Raw genomic sequence first — 14250 nt, 5'->3', positions numbered from 1 at the left:
GTGCGTTTCCGGGAGTACTTTTGTTTAGCTGGAGCGGCAGAACGTTTAATGACATCAGTTACTTTTCAGCAAATAACCAGTTCAACAGTTTCGGCGCAATGAAGCGCGGTGTGCCCATATCCGGCTGTTGCGGTGAAGTTAGGTCTGGTGCCGGATTGACACTGATCACCACGGCTTGTCCTGCCACATCCGGATCATAGGCAGCATACAGATTATCAATCACGATGTCGACTGCGGCTACAGGCAAATCAAGAGTTGCCGCTGCTTCAACGGCCAGCTTTTTATAACTTGGATCAATCTCATCCGTGACATCATAAAGATCGCCTCCGGTTTGCGGATGGGCTGCAGTCGCCAGAAAAATTTGCTGGCCACGACGCAGAACGGTCTCCGGGGTGACCGATTGCAACTTCAATTGGCGCTGAGCAGCGGCATCGAGTTGCAACTGGCGGGCAGCCGGTCGGGTCCCATTTTTAAGTGCCACCAATTCTTTAATGGCTTTGCGGCCATCTCCCACCACATTCGCCGCCGCGGTTTCCAAAACACTGAGGACCTGCTGACTGACAATGGTAAAATGATAGGTCGTTCCACGCGCCATCATCTCGATTAACACATCGTGACGACGATTGGCCTCATGAAAAGCGCGCGCAAACTCTTTTTCGGTCGGCGGAACTGCAAACTGTTCAACCGCAACGCCTTGGCTGCGTGCTTCCGGTTTAACCACAATGCTTTTATGTGCAAAACTTCGCTCAAACGCTGACTTGGCATCTGACCACCGAGTGAACTTCGCACCGCGGGCAACCGGTATGCCAGCCGCAGCAAGCAGTTTTTTCGCGGCATGCCGGTGCGTTGCAATTAACAAGGCATTACCCGGTGTGTATTTGGTAATGGTGCCATCGACAATCACCTGTGTTTGCGTATCCGTCGCAATTTGCACCAGCCCCTGCTGCCGATCCAATAGCGTAAATTGATAACCACCGTCAATGGCGGCCTGCACCAACGCCTGCGTATTACCCGACAAGTCGACCATGCCCGGTAACCCATCCGTCCCCACCAAATCCGCGCGGGCTTCCTCACTTAACGATTTGGCCGCGGCATTTTTATCGCCAAAAGCGGCCGCAACCTGACCGGCAACCGTCGTCTCCGGTTTCATCAAACGGGTCTGCATCAGCTCAAATGCCTGCTTTTGTTGCGCTGTCATTCTCATATGATTCAACCACGTGGCCATGGCATCCATGGTCGCTGTCAGCTCCTTAACCGGCGTTGCGGGCGCCATTGCAGCAATTTTCCGTGCTTCTTCCAGAGCGTGACGACGCACTTCGCTGGCCACCGCGACCGGAATCGCCGGCTGACTCAACGCAAACCAGCAACTATCTCGCAAAAAGGTCAGCATTTGGGACGTTATGCCACTGGCAGTATAAGGGTCAAGTTCGACCATAACATCCAAGGCCAGCGTTCGATCCAGATGGTCCGGATCGGTCACTTTTTGAACCAGCTGCCGCTCCTGATCCGATGATGGCCAAAATGCTTGGTGACCGGACAGCGGCGTTGCAGCGAATAAATCCGTCAGTAAAGGCAACTGGCGCATCAAGCCATTCGCAACCAAGTCGTAAACCTCATTGCGGTAAGCCACATATTCCGGACCCTGCCCCTGAAAATTTTCCGCAGTATACAGGCGTTCAAACAACGTTTCCGGCAAAACAATGCGAACGACTTGCTGATTCACGCGCTCTTCCGAAAAAACCGGCAGATGCCCGTCTTCAGGCAAATTTGCCCAAATGCGACTAATCCCGGCACGTAATTCAGCAATTACACCGGCAAAATCGTCCAGCAATGGTGTTACCACCTGTAAAGTCGAGGCCGACAATGGCTGAACCAATGCATGCCGACTTAATTGGGGCCAGGCAGCCAACTGCGCGCCTTCCGGTAACACCGGCTTCACCGTCCGCACGACGCCAATCCGGGTCTGCATGGCCAAATCAGATAAATGCTGTTTTTGAATCAGCTGCCAATAATGATTCACAATGTGTCATTCCTTTAGTTGATGATTTAGAATTAGATTAACACGCTGGAGGCAAGAGCGCGAACAGGAGCGGTTAGAAATCGGAGTGTAAGCGTGTTTATGCAAGAGCGCGAGCCACCACGTTGAGAAAAACTTCTTCCCGTCCCTAAGCTCCCTTGCAATTCTTTACACCTTAATCAAGACAAACTCAACTGTTACACGCAACTTTTACAAGGAGGAATTCCTTTGCAACAACCGCTTGCTTATCGCATGCGCCCCCAAAATTTAGATGAAGTCGTCGGCCAACAGGATCTCGTCGGTCCAGGAAGAATTATCCGCCGCATGGTCAGTGCCCACCGCTTAAGTTCCATGATTCTCTATGGCCCACCCGGTACTGGGAAAACCAGCATCGCCAGCGCCATTGCTGGCAGTACGAAATATGCTTTTCGCATTTTAAATGCTGCCACTGACACTAAAAAAGATCTGCAAATTGTCGCGGAAGAAGCCAAAATGAGTGGTACGGTGATTTTGCTGCTAGACGAAATCCATCGATTGGATAAAACCAAACAGGACTTTTTGCTGCCGCTACTGGAAAGTGGCCGGATTATCTTGATCGGGGCCACCACTGAAAATCCTTATATGAATATCCAGCCCGCCATTCGCAGTCGCACCCAGATTTTCCAGGTCAAACCGTTGACGGCTGATGATATCAGCACCGCCATTGATCGGGCACTGACAGACGAAAAGCGCGGCTTAGGCAAGTATCAGGTCGATTTACAGCCAAAGGCCCGTGACTACCTCACCCACGCCACAAACGGCGATTTACGGGCTGCACTCAATGGTCTTGAGCTCGCCGTTTTATCAACCCCGGCAGATCACGATGGCACCGTCACCATTGACTTGACGACCATTCAACAAAGCCTGCAAAAGCCATCGTTAGCCGGAGATGTCAATGGCGATGCCCATTACGACATTATTTCAGCGTTTCAAAAGTCCATTCGCGGCTCTGACGTGAACGCCGCTTTGCACTACCTCGCCCAATTAATCGCAATCGGCGACTTGAACAGTATTACGCGGAGGTTGTTGGTGATCGCTTATGAAGACATCGGCTTAGCCAATCCGGCAACCGCCAGCCGCACGCTAACGGCGATTCAAAGTGCCGAACGCTTGGGGCTTCCTGAAGGCCGCATTCCCCTCGCCGATGCTGTGATCGATCTTTGCCTTGCACCAAAAAGTAACTCCGGCATCAAAGCGATTGACGCCGCCCTGGCTGACGTCGAAAGCGGCCACGCCGGCCAGATTCCCGATGATCTGCGCGATGCCCATTACCGCGGCGCCAAGCAACTGGGACATGGCCAAGGCTACAAGTTGCCGCACAATTATCCTAACGGCTGGGTAGCGCAGCAATACTTGCCAGATAATCTCAAGCATCAACAGTACTACCATCCTAAAACCACCGGACGTTATGAAGCCGCGCTAGCCCAGCGCCAACAGCAACTTGAAGACTGGCAGCGCGACGCCGAAAAGTTGAAGAAAAAGTAACGAAAGCGTTTCCGCTTGCACCTATGCGGCTTCTCGTGCTACTATAACGGTGAAAGTTCTAAGGTGTTCGCGCTTCCTTAACTATCAGTTGACCGAACAGTATCGAGACCTTGGGACCGGAAGAGCCATAGACGGTGCTGCTATTTCACTTAGCGGCTAATGTCTACGACGTCTGGACCCACATAGCTAGCAGCGGGTTTCAATGATCCGGGAAGAAAACGGCACCAATTAGTCTTTCACAAAAAACCAATCATGTTTTTGGCCGGCTCCGTGCCGGCTTTTTTCATGCCAAAATTGCGGCATGACTGAAGCGAATGCCCTCCAAGTAACTGTAAGTTGTTAATCAGATCACTCATGTACGTTGGCGATATTTAAAAAGCTAACCGCTTTTCTTTGCTGCTGTGGCATAATATAAGCAAACAGCTAGGAAGGACTGATCCTTTGACAATCATTTTAATGTGCATTTACGCGGTCGCCTTGTTCGGGTTGGCAGCCTACACATGGCTTCATCGCTATCAGAACTTTCTGATTATCAAAAAACCGTCTCCGGGCATGACGCGTTTTCTCAAGAACTTTGCCTATCTTTTCACCCTTGTCGGCATCCTCGCCATCATCGGTGGGATTTTGTTCCCAATGTGGGCGAATTTGTTCATTTTGGTTAGCGGCGCTTTTTTAGCAACGGTTTTTGTTTTTATCAGCCTGACCCAAATGAAGTTGTGAAACGCTTTTCATTTAATTTCCCGATGGAATCAAGTACAATGAAGATAGAGGTGATGAGGAATGTTACAACAATATCAACATATTTTGGTTGCGATCGATGGCTCATATGAAGCCGAGTTAGCATTCAAAAAAGCGGTTGCGGTTGCCAAACGAAACCAGGCGGAGTTAATTCTTATTCATATCGTTGATACCCGAGCGTTCCAGAACGTTTCCAGCTTTGATTCAGCGATGGTCGAACAAGTCACGGAAAATGCTAAGAGCACCATGGAAGGCTATGTCGATCAGGCCAAAAAAGCCGGATTGGACAAGGTCAGTTTCAGCATTGAATACGGCGCACCAAAAACAATCATCGCCAGAGACATCCCCAAAGCTAAAAATATCGATCTGATCATGATTGGGGCAACTGGTTTAAACGCCGTTGAACGTCTGCTGATCGGATCGGTCACCGAATACGTCACACGGAACGCCTTATGCGATGTCCTCGTGGTTCGGACTGACTTGACCAACAAGCCGGCACTGGCAAGTACGAAAAAGCCAACCGAACAACATCAAGATGATTAAACGCTAGGCTGAATTGGAATGGTTAGCGCAAAGTTGCCGACTCGCCATTCAATGACGCCCACACATAAACGACATTAAAATACCTGAGACTTTCGCCAACTACATCAGCAGATGCAGAACGAAAGCCTCAGGTATTTTTTGAATATCACCAAACTGTTGCCGGAAACCATTACTTATGCGGTTTCGCTGTTTGGCTTTTGTGTTACCATTTCGGCAGCAAGACTTGCCGCCAGTGCAGTGGAACCGGTAACTTGTGCAAACGCAATGGCGATTTGATAACTTTTAGGCGCCTCCGGATTACCGAGTAATTTCAAGGCCCGGGCCTGCAAGGTGTAAAGTTCGTCAAGCAAAAAAAGCTTATCGTGCTTAACGGCTTCACGAATACCATGGTCGGTATACTTCAAAACGGCTTTAAAATCACTTAGTTCGTAGTATACGCGCGCAATATGCCAATAAATCGTCAGTTCAACATCGAGATACTTACTGTCAGACAGCGGCACATGTTTTAACATGCGCAATGCCTGATCAATGTAGACCCGTGAACGATCAAAGGTATGCTTGTCCGCATATGCCAGTCCCAAGCCGAGAGTTGCCAAAATGGCATATAAATCACGCTCTGAATTGACAAGCGGACTTAATACCCGACCAAAGAAATAAATGGCCTCATCAGGTGCGTTGTTCTTGAATAGCTCGATGATCCCTTGATAATAGTAATAACGCTTTTGATCATCTTCGCTTTTAATCTTATCCAGCCGGATCTTGCTCAGATTATCTGCCGCAACCGCGTATTGATGATGCTAAATCTGGTAATCAATCGCGTTAAGCAGTTGTTGAATCCGATCATGATGTTCGACAACAATATCATCAAGTTGTATCCCTAATCGACTAATAAGTCGCATCAGAATATTCATGCTTGGAACCTTATTTCTTTTTTCAATAAGGCTAATCGTTGCTTGCGTACAGATATTTGCTGCCAGTTCCGCCTGAGATAGGCCTTTTAACTTACGATAGTAGCGGACTTTATCCCCCAAAATCCGTAGCGTTTGCTGCTCCTTTCGCACACTTATCACTCCCCAGTGTTCCTTTTAACAAATCAACATAGAAGTCACGGGGTCTCCCCCTAACCTAGTGTCAATTATACGGATAACTGGTTTTAAAAGCTAACAATAACAACCGTTATTTATTCTTTTTTTGTAAAAAAATTTTTTAAATTTTGAGCTTTGATAATGAAAAAGGTCACAATGTCAAAACCAGCATACTATAATATCTGTTTATTTATATTTAACCATAAATATTTCTATTGCTCTGGTCTTCAAAAATTGTTACAACTCATAGGCCATACAAATCAACTTCATCCTGCTTTTAGTAAGATTAAAAAGTATACCAATCTCTTACTTAAGGATGGCGTCTGCTAAAACGCGTTCGCTGGCGCAGAAGTCTGCGTGTAAGGACCTCAGGCGCAATGGCCAAGATCGGGCCATCACGCCTGAGGCCACTTACACTCCGACTTCTAACCGCGCCAGTTCACGCTCTCATTCAGAATAGATCGACAATCTGTTGAATGTAATCCGTAATCGGTTGCGGCAAATCAGCGCGTAATGTCAGTGCCTGCAATAAGCGATTGCGATTGTACCACCGCACCCAAAAAGCGTAAGATTCCTGCGGGCGAATATTGACCAGCGTATGTTGCCAGTTCTTGAGGCACATTAAAAGCGTCTCGCTATAAAACTGGTTAACATTGGTGATACCGCTGAGATACAAGGCCATTCGATGATCCTCGCCGAATATTAACGGCGTTTCAATGCGCCGCCAAGCTTCCACGACTGCCGCCATCAAGAAAACTTTCTCGGATCGCGGCAAAACATCGACTTGACTCAGTTCTTCCAACATATTGCCAATATGCGTAAATGCATGGGCCCAGCCTTTGGTTTCGACATATCCCCGACCATCTCTTTCAAGCAGAATATACGTTCCGATATTCTGCACGGTTGTCAGATAATTAGCTTTACTGAGAATATGATAGCGATTCTGATCGGCATAAATCATACCGCTCAAGATCATCACCGCAAAGCTTCGCAGAAACACGGCATCATTTTGGGGTTCGAAGATATGACTGAACAAAATATCCGGCGCTTGCAACCGTTTAAAAAGCGCCTTGACTTGCTCGTTCGTAAACGCCTCTGCCTGAAACAAATCATTAAATAAGAAAAAAACGCCTTTGTCCCGGACAGCGGGTTTGGTACTGGCTAAATGCGCCACCAAAAAGGCAATCTCATCATCAGTGACGCTCGGATCACTCGTTTGCTTGATCCGCTTTTGAATGGTTCGAATTCTTGCAATAGCGGTTTTATCATCGTGCGGAATCGTGACACGCGTTTTCGATTCCGTTGCGATGCTATCAATGACTTTTCCCAGCATATCCGGCAATGTTGCAAAAATTTTACCTTGATTCAGTAATGTCCGCAGTTGCTGGACTGTGGTTTGAATAGTATCAAGTTGCGTCAAAATGGGCCTCCTTTTAAAGTTAAATGGCATTGTGGTGCGGTTTGCCGTCGCCAAGCAATCCCGTGGCCATGCCTGCTGGTTCTATAACAAAATCGGACGACTGATTTTTTGCGTTGGATGTGCAAGAACCCAGCCAAAGTCGGTTGGCAACACACGCTTGGTGACGCGCATCCCCGGCTGATTCATAATCGTAAAGGGATATTGATGCGCCAGTGCTTGCAACATATATTGATTAACTAAACTCTCCCCCATCCGACCGTTCAAAAAGATCCGATAACCGGGATAGCGCGTCAGCACCGAGTCAAGCATCGCCGTAATTCGGGCATCCCGCAGTTGCCGAATGGTCACGGCCATTGCCACCCGTTCGCGAAAATTACCTAGAAAAGCCCGCTTTTCATCCGGCTTGATGGTTGGAATACCCAGCGCCATTGTTTTAATGAAATGTTCCAAGTCTTCAGCCATGATCTTCCTCCTGCCGCTTGATCATAATGTGCTACCCAGAAGTCGCGATTCGATTAGCCAACGCCAATCCATACATTCACTCATTGTAGCACCCGTGTCTAAATAGCGTCCACTTACTCCGAAGGTCAAAAAACGACAAGACCGCATGGCAGCTATCACACTTGCCATGCGGTCTTGTCGACGTTCGGATCAACAACCCGAACAGGCACCGTCTCAGCTAATCAAGTTACCTAGCTCAAGACAACGTCGCGATGTTTAATTTCCTGAGCCTTATCTTAAAAACGTTCGGCCACTTCCTCTCACCTACTACCACATCCCCCAACTTTATCCACTTTAAACACGCTTTTTGCGATACAGACGCGCAATTCGCTCCACATAAGCCGGCGGTGCCTTTTCAATGCCTTCATGGCGATCCCGATAATGCCAGATCTGGCCAATGCTGATGCCAGTTTCCTGTGCAATTTTAGACAGCGCCATTGATTGCAAGACTTTCCTTGCTTTATCATAGTTGTCCATTAGCAGCCCCCTCAATGTTGCCATTTTGGTACCGCATCTATCATAAAACAAAAAGTTAGGCTTGCCTAATACTTTGTTTAAAAAAACAGCCAATCACCAACTAGCTGCGTATTCACGCGAGCATTGATGACTGACTGATTTTAGGCATACCGAAATTATCCAATATTAACTTGTCGATTATTTTGTGGAGAGTACTTCCCTAGAAGCGCCAAAACGCCCCACAAACCGCGTCACCTCAGCATCATCCAACCGAACCGTCCATTTCCATACCGATGAGGCGATTCAACTCAACCGCATATTCCATCGGCAACTCTTTGGTGAACGGCTCCACGAAGCCCATGATGATCATCTCGGTCGCCTTGGCTTCGGAAATCCCACGGCTCATTAAATAATACAGCTGCTCTTCCGAAACTTTCGAAACCTTTGCTTCGTGTTCCATTGAAACCGTCGAGTTGTGAATCTCATTGTAAGGAATGGTATCACTGGAGCTCTTTTCGTCCATTAAAATAGTGTCGCATTCCACGTGACAAAAGGCATTGTCGGCTTTTTTGGTGAATCGAACCGTTCCGCGGTAGTCAACCGCGCCGCCATCTTTGGCAATGGATTTGGAAACGATCGAACTACTTGTGTTCGGCGCATTATGAATCATGCGCGCCCCGTTATCCTGATCGACACCTTCGCCGGCCACCGCAATACTGAGCATCGTACCGTGTGCCCCTTTGCCGTCCAGATAGACGCTAGGGTACTTCATGGTCGTCTTACTGCCAAGATTGCCGTCAACCCACTCCATCGTGGCATTATCAAGCGCCTGAGCCCGCTTGGTTTCAAGTGAGAACACATTCTTGCTCCAGTTTTGAATCGTCGTGTAGCGGCAATAGGCATCATTTTTAACGAAGACCTCGACGACCGCTGCATGCAGGCTGTCACTGGAATAATTCGGTGCCGTACACCCTTCAACATAGTTAACGTGCGCGCCCGGCTCCACAATGATGAGGGTCCGTTCAAATTGTCCTGTGTTCTCCGCATTGATTCGGAAGTAACTTTGAATAGGCACATCGGTTTGGACACCTTTAGGAACATAAATAAAACTGCCACCGGACCAAACCGCACCATTAAGCGCCGCAAATTTGTTGTCGCTAGGCTTAACCAATTTTCCAAAGTATTCATGCACAAGTTCGGGATATTCCTTCAACGCCGAATCCATGTCCATGAAAATAATCCCTAGCTTTTCAAATTCATTGCGCATATTGTGGTAAACCACTTCAGACTCGTACTGGGCACTGGCACCGGCCAGGTATTTCCGCTCGGCTTGCGGCACGCCGAGACGATCGAATGTTTTCTTGATCGTGTCCGGCACGTCATCCCAATCGCGATACGTGCGATCGGTTGCTTTTTGGAAATAAAGCATATTATCCAAATCCAAATCCGACAAATCCGGGCCAAAATTCGGCATTGCCAGCTTACGGTAAGTCGCATACGCCTTCAGCCGATAATCCAGCATCCACTCCGGCTCATGTTTTTCCGACGAGATGGCCCGTACCGTTTCTTCGGTAAGCCCACGCCCGGTTGAATAGACCGGCTTGATATCGTCTTTGAAATCAGCGGGATTTTCGTCAGGTAAAAAGTCGATATCCGCCGCAACAGTTTCATTATTTTTAGTATTTTTTGTCTCAGTCATCGGTTTTACCTTTCTGCGTCAAAACTTGCGCAGCTGCTTTCCATGCTAACGTGGCACATTTGATGCGTGCCGGAAACTGATGAACGCCTTTTAACACAGCCGCATCCCCCAAACGATCAGCATCAGGAACATCGCCTTTGATAATCAAGTCGGAAAAAGTTTCGACCATCTGCTCAATTTCGGCTGGCGTTTTACCTAAAATCTGATCGGTCATCAGGCTCGCACTGGCTTGAGAAATAGTACAGCCACTGCCGGAAAAAGCAACATCGTTCACCCGGCCATCCTTTTCACTAATCTGCAAGTGCAAAACATCGCCGCAGCTGGGGTTGCGCACCGTGATTTCGTGATCAAAATCAGCTAAAACGCCGTGATGCCGCGGGTGTTGCGCCTCGTCGAGAATCACCGCGCGATACATTTGATCTAGCTTAGTCAATGCCATGGAAATACCTCCTTGCGGCCTGAACAGCTTCAACCAATTTCGTTACGTCATCCTGATTGTTGTAGCCCCCAAAACTGGCGCGCACCGTTGCTGGCACTCCTAGCCTGGCCATGAGTGGCTGGGCGCAGTGATGGCCGGCGCGCACGGCGATCTGCTGCTCATCCAGGAAGGTGGCAACATCGTGGGGATGAATACCCGTTAAATTAAACGAAACCGTTGCCAGACTGTCGTCGTTGCCATAAACCGTGAGATCCGGAATCGCTGTCAACGCGGTTCGCAATTGATTCGTCAATTCATGTTCGGTTTGTAATGCCGCGGCATCAACGTTTTCATGAAACCAGTTCAACGCCGCGCCCATGCCGATCACACCAGCAATATGGGGCGTACCGGCTTCATACTTGATCGGCCCGTCTGCCCACGTACTTTCTTGGTCGCGGACTTCGGAAATCATTTCACCGCCAAACTGAATCGGCGGCATTTTCGCCAACAGGTCAGCACGCCCATAAAGCGCACCGATACCTGTTGGCCCATAGATTTTATGTCCGGAAAAGGCGTAGAAGTCCGCGCCTAACGCTTGGACATCAACTGCCATATGAGCGACTGCCTGAGCGCCGTCAACGACAACAACGGCCCCCACGTCATGCGCTTTTTTCGCAATCTCTGCAACTGGGAGCGTATCGCCGGCAACATTGGTCACTTGGGCAATCGCTACTAAGTTGGTACCTGGCGTGATAGCGGCCAATAAGGCGGGCACGTCGACTGTCCCATCCGGATGAACCGGCGTTACGGTGAAGGTTGCTTGCTGACGCTTAGCAAGTTGCTGCCACGGAATAAAATTGCTGTGGTGTTCGGCGCCGCTGACCACAATCCGGCCACCAGCAGGCACTGCATGCGGGCCAAATGCACTCGCCACCAAATTCAGACTATCTGTCGTGCCACGAGTAAAGATAATCTCATCGGCACTTTGGGCATGAAGGAAATCAGCAACTTGCTGGCGAACTCCTTCATATGCCTCAGTCGTATCATAGGCCAACTTGTAGAGACCGCGGTGCACGTTGGCATTATCATTAATATAGTAATTCTGAAGGCTATCCAACAAGGCTTGCGGCTTTTGGGAAGTCGCTGCGGTATCTAAATAAACCAGATTAGGATGAGCCTTAAAAAACGGAAATTGTTCACGCATCTTCAGCCACCAGCGTTCGATCAATCGTTGCAAACAGTTCTTTTTTCAGCCGAACATCATCGATTTCAGCCAAACCGCCTTCCAAAAAGCCGCGAATCACCAATCGTTTTGCTAAGGTCGCAGAAAGTCCGCGACTCATTAAATAGTAAAGCTGATCGGCATTCACCCGCGTCACGGAAGCAGCATGTCCGGCCGTGACGTCATTTTCATCAATTAATAGGATTGGGTTGGCATCGCCTTCCGCTCGCTGTGATAACATCAACACGCGATTTTCCTGTTGAGCATCACTTCCGCGGGCACCCTTGATGATGTGGCCAATCCCATTAAACATCAGGTGGGCATTGCCGGTAATCACACCGCGCTGGTTAATGTGCCCCACCGTATGCTGGCCTTCATTGGTCACGGATGTCGTATAGCTGACATGTTGATTGCCGGAAGCCAAAACGCCCACGTTAACTGTTGCCTCGGCGTTTTGTCCCAGCAAGCGCACATCGACTCGATTCAAACCGGAGTTATGCGAAAATCCGGCCAATGTCCAATTAAGCTTCGCATTGGCGGCTAATGTCGCCGTGCGATTCACCAGCACAGTGTCGGCAGTAAAGCTATCATAGCTCAGCCAATTAACGTCCGCGTCGGCATCAACCACCAACATGAGCCAAATACCTAACACGTGGCCGCCACTAGCCCACTTTTCCTGCAGGGTAACCTTGGCGCCTCTGCCAACATGAACGTACAGTAAACCACCGGCGTTTTTAGGCCCTGTCAGGACGATGGGGTCATCGCCGCTAACAAAATGGGCGGGAATATCGACCGTCGTTGCCCCTTGAGGCGAACGCAGCAGCCATGCATCAAGCGAATTTGTCGGCGTAAAACGCTGAACTTCACTCGACCCGGCCGCATAAGCGATTGCCTGAGGTGCATGCAAGATAACCCGATCCTCAACGGCATCAGGTTGGTTCTTTAAATAGCGCGCCAACGGAAACTTAAGCAGATTAGGCGCCGGCAGCGTTGTTGTTTCAACCATTTTGTTCACCCACTTTAAGGTGTTCATAGCCGGTCTTTTCCAATTCTTTGGCTAAGTCAGGGCCACCGCTTTCGATGATCCGGCCGCCTTTCATGACGTGCACAACATCAGGAATAATGTAATCCAACAGACGCTGATAATGGGTAATAATCATGCTGCCGAATTCCGGTCCGCGCATCAGGTTAACCCCCTTGGCGACGATCCGCAGTGCATCAATATCCAAGCCGGAGTCGATTTCATCCAGTAAGCCAAAATGCGGATGAATCATCATCAACTGTAGAATTTCATTACGTTTCTTTTCACCCCCGGAAAAGCCTTGATTCAGATACCGATCTGCCATTGATTCCGGCATCTCAAGGGTTGCCATCGTCTTATCTAATTGTTTCAAAAAATCGGTAATACGAATCTGATCATCTTCCGGACGCCGCGCATTGATCGCAGCACGAATGAATTCCGCATTCGTCACCCCGGCAATTTCCTGCGGGTACTGCATGCCGAGAAACAACCCGGCACGCGCCCGTTCATCGACAGCAAGGTCCAGAATCGACTTCCCGTCAATCAGAATGTCGCCTTGAGTCACCTCATAAGCCGGATTACCCATGATTGTCTCGGCCAACGTCGACTTACCTGTACCATTTGGACCCATAATGGCGTGAATCTCGCCGGTTGCCAACTTCAAATTGACCCCGGTTAAGATCTCCGGATGCTCCGGTTCTGACTTAATTTTGACATGTAAATCTTTAATCTCAAGTGTATGCACAATGTTACCCCCGACTGGATTTGACTTTTCGTTATACCGTTATTCTACGTCATAACAGATACGGCGGCAAACGCCCCGCTTTTAAAAAAAGCCCCACAACCATCAGACTTTGCTTATCTGATCATTGTGAGGCATTTAAATTTAAATGACGTTCTTTTTCAATCGCAATTAATGGTGGCTCTTCCGTGCAAAGAAATCGCCGATAAACTGAACCAAGAAGACCAGTGCCAAAATGAAGATCAGGGAAACAATGATCACGTCGTACTGGTAACGTTGGTAGCCGACCGCAATGGCCAGATTCCCGAGACCGCCACCACCGACAGCCCCAGCCATGGCCGTTAAGCCGATGACGGAGATGATCGTCAAGACGGAAACCCGAATCAATTCAGACAACCCTTCACGCAAGTAAACGCGCCAGACAATCCCTAACGGTGAAACGCCCATCGCTTCGGCCGCCTCAATAACTCCGGGATCAACTGTCAACAAGGCGTTTTGCACCTGCCGTGCGTAAAACGGGGTCGTCCCGGCGATCAATGGTACCAACGCCGCGGTCGGGCCGATGCCGGTTCCGACAATAGCGCGCGTCACTGGCGTCATGATCGCCAGCAAAATGATAAACGGCACCGCTCGGAAAATGTTCACCAATTTATCCAAAACGAAGTAAAACGGATGATTGGCCAGTAGTCCGCCGTCATCGGTCAAGACCAGCAAGATCCCAATAATAATGCCCAGCACTCCGGCAGCAATTGCTGTCAAGGCCGTCATGTACAGCGTCTCGTTGATTGCCTGCGTCACGCCGCCATCGCCGGACCAGATAGGCACAACGTTAGGAAAATATTTTGTAAAAAATTGTACCATCTG

13 protein-coding genes and 1 pseudogene are annotated in these 14250 nt (G+C 49.0%); 3 read left to right on the top strand and 11 right to left on the bottom strand.

Going from position 1 to position 14250, the window contains the following annotated elements:
• Positions 1-58: 58 nt before the first annotated feature.
• Positions 59-2023, bottom strand: coding sequence for a hypothetical protein (locus LBCZ_RS05575; RefSeq protein WP_025012616.1), 1965 nt, complete (start codon positions 2021-2023; stop codon positions 59-61).
• A 222-nt stretch (positions 2024-2245) separates the two neighbouring features.
• On the opposite strand from LBCZ_RS05575, the gene LBCZ_RS05570 reads away from it, so the two are divergent.
• The 3 genes from LBCZ_RS05570 to LBCZ_RS05560 all read left to right on the top strand — a co-directional run bounded on the left by LBCZ_RS05570 (position 2246) and on the right by LBCZ_RS05560 (position 4822).
• Positions 2246-3541: a replication-associated recombination protein A gene (locus LBCZ_RS05570; RefSeq protein ID WP_025012617.1), complete on the top strand. Its 1296-nt coding sequence runs from the start codon at positions 2246-2248 to the stop codon at positions 3539-3541.
• A 441-nt stretch (positions 3542-3982) separates the two neighbouring features.
• A complete protein-coding gene (locus LBCZ_RS05565) occupies positions 3983-4261 on the top strand; it encodes a hypothetical protein (RefSeq protein WP_025012618.1) in 279 nt (92 codons plus the stop codon).
• A gap of 60 nt (positions 4262-4321) precedes the next feature.
• The gene (locus LBCZ_RS05560; RefSeq protein ID WP_010488833.1) at positions 4322-4822 is read left to right on the top strand and encodes a universal stress protein; all 501 of its coding nucleotides are present in this window, start codon (positions 4322-4324) and stop codon (positions 4820-4822) included.
• Between the two features lie 173 nt (positions 4823-4995).
• Here the strand turns inward: LBCZ_RS05560 and LBCZ_RS05555 are convergent.
• The 10 genes and pseudogenes from LBCZ_RS05555 to LBCZ_RS05510 form a co-directional block, all read right to left on the bottom strand.
• Positions 4996-5883: pseudogene (locus tag LBCZ_RS05555) on the bottom strand (helix-turn-helix domain-containing protein).
• 475 nt (positions 5884-6358) lie between these two features.
• Positions 6359-7327, bottom strand: coding sequence for a DUF2785 domain-containing protein (locus LBCZ_RS05550; RefSeq protein ID WP_025012619.1), 969 nt, complete (start codon positions 7325-7327; stop codon positions 6359-6361).
• An 81-nt stretch (positions 7328-7408) separates the two neighbouring features.
• On the bottom strand, positions 7409-7789 hold the full coding sequence (locus LBCZ_RS05545) for a DUF1694 domain-containing protein (protein WP_010488839.1): 381 nt from the start codon (positions 7787-7789) through the stop codon (positions 7409-7411).
• Positions 7790-8122: 333 nt separating this feature from the next.
• Positions 8123-8305 carry a hypothetical protein gene (locus LBCZ_RS05540; protein WP_025012620.1) on the bottom strand — a complete coding sequence of 61 codons (183 nt, stop codon included), beginning with the start codon at positions 8303-8305 and terminating at the stop codon, positions 8123-8125.
• Between the two features lie 241 nt (positions 8306-8546).
• A complete protein-coding gene (gene sufB / locus LBCZ_RS05535) occupies positions 8547-9983 on the bottom strand; it encodes a Fe-S cluster assembly protein SufB (protein ID WP_039638919.1) in 1437 nt (478 codons plus the stop codon).
• Positions 9976-10422 carry a Fe-S cluster assembly sulfur transfer protein SufU gene (sufU, locus tag LBCZ_RS05530; RefSeq protein WP_025012621.1) on the bottom strand — a complete coding sequence of 149 codons (447 nt, stop codon included), beginning with the start codon at positions 10420-10422 and terminating at the stop codon, positions 9976-9978. The genes sufB and sufU overlap by 8 nt, the downstream gene beginning before the upstream one ends.
• The gene (locus LBCZ_RS05525) at positions 10409-11605 is read right to left on the bottom strand and encodes an aminotransferase class V-fold PLP-dependent enzyme (protein ID WP_025012622.1); all 1197 of its coding nucleotides are present in this window, start codon (positions 11603-11605) and stop codon (positions 10409-10411) included. The genes sufU and LBCZ_RS05525 overlap by 14 nt, the downstream gene beginning before the upstream one ends.
• Entirely contained in the window at positions 11598-12629 is a 1032-nt protein-coding gene (locus LBCZ_RS05520) for a SufD family Fe-S cluster assembly protein (protein WP_025012623.1), read from the bottom strand. Before LBCZ_RS05520 ends, LBCZ_RS05525 begins: the two co-directional genes overlap by 8 nt.
• Positions 12622-13389, bottom strand: a complete 768-nt coding sequence (gene sufC, locus LBCZ_RS05515; RefSeq protein WP_025012624.1) for a Fe-S cluster assembly ATPase SufC — start codon at positions 13387-13389, stop codon at positions 12622-12624. Before sufC ends, LBCZ_RS05520 begins: the two co-directional genes overlap by 8 nt.
• Positions 13390-13557: 168 nt before the next feature.
• A complete protein-coding gene (locus LBCZ_RS05510) occupies positions 13558-14247 on the bottom strand; it encodes a methionine ABC transporter permease (RefSeq protein WP_025012625.1) in 690 nt (229 codons plus the stop codon).
• Positions 14248-14250: the final 3 nt, after the last annotated feature.

The organism is Lacticaseibacillus casei DSM 20011 = JCM 1134 = ATCC 393 (assembly GCF_000829055.1).
Classification (GTDB): domain Bacteria; phylum Bacillota; class Bacilli; order Lactobacillales; family Lactobacillaceae; genus Lacticaseibacillus; species Lacticaseibacillus casei.
The sequence above is the reverse complement of the archived record's forward strand: the minus strand, read 5'-3'. Positions and strand labels throughout refer to the sequence as shown.

Bases quoted from the DNA above. Each gene is read 5' to 3' on its own strand.
- LBCZ_RS05525 (WP_025012622.1), bottom strand. From the start codon at position 11,605: ATGCGTGAACAATTTCCGTTTTTTAAGGCTCATCCTAATCTGGTTTAT.
- LBCZ_RS05545 (WP_010488839.1), bottom strand. From the start codon at position 7,789: ATGGCTGAAGACTTGGAACATTTCATTAAAACAATGGCGCTGGGTATT.
- LBCZ_RS05560 (WP_010488833.1), top strand. From the start codon at position 4,322: ATGTTACAACAATATCAACATATTTTGGTTGCGATCGATGGCTCATAT.
- sufB (WP_039638919.1), bottom strand. From the start codon at position 9,983: ATGACTGAGACAAAAAATACTAAAAATAATGAAACTGTTGCGGCGGAT.
- LBCZ_RS05520 (WP_025012623.1), bottom strand. From the start codon at position 12,629: ATGGTTGAAACAACAACGCTGCCGGCGCCTAATCTGCTTAAGTTTCCG.
- LBCZ_RS05540 (WP_025012620.1), bottom strand. From the start codon at position 8,305: ATGGACAACTATGATAAAGCAAGGAAAGTCTTGCAATCAATGGCGCTG.
- sufU (WP_025012621.1), bottom strand. From the start codon at position 10,422: ATGGCATTGACTAAGCTAGATCAAATGTATCGCGCGGTGATTCTCGAC.
- LBCZ_RS05510 (WP_025012625.1), bottom strand. From the start codon at position 14,247: ATGGTACAATTTTTTACAAAATATTTTCCTAACGTTGTGCCTATCTGG.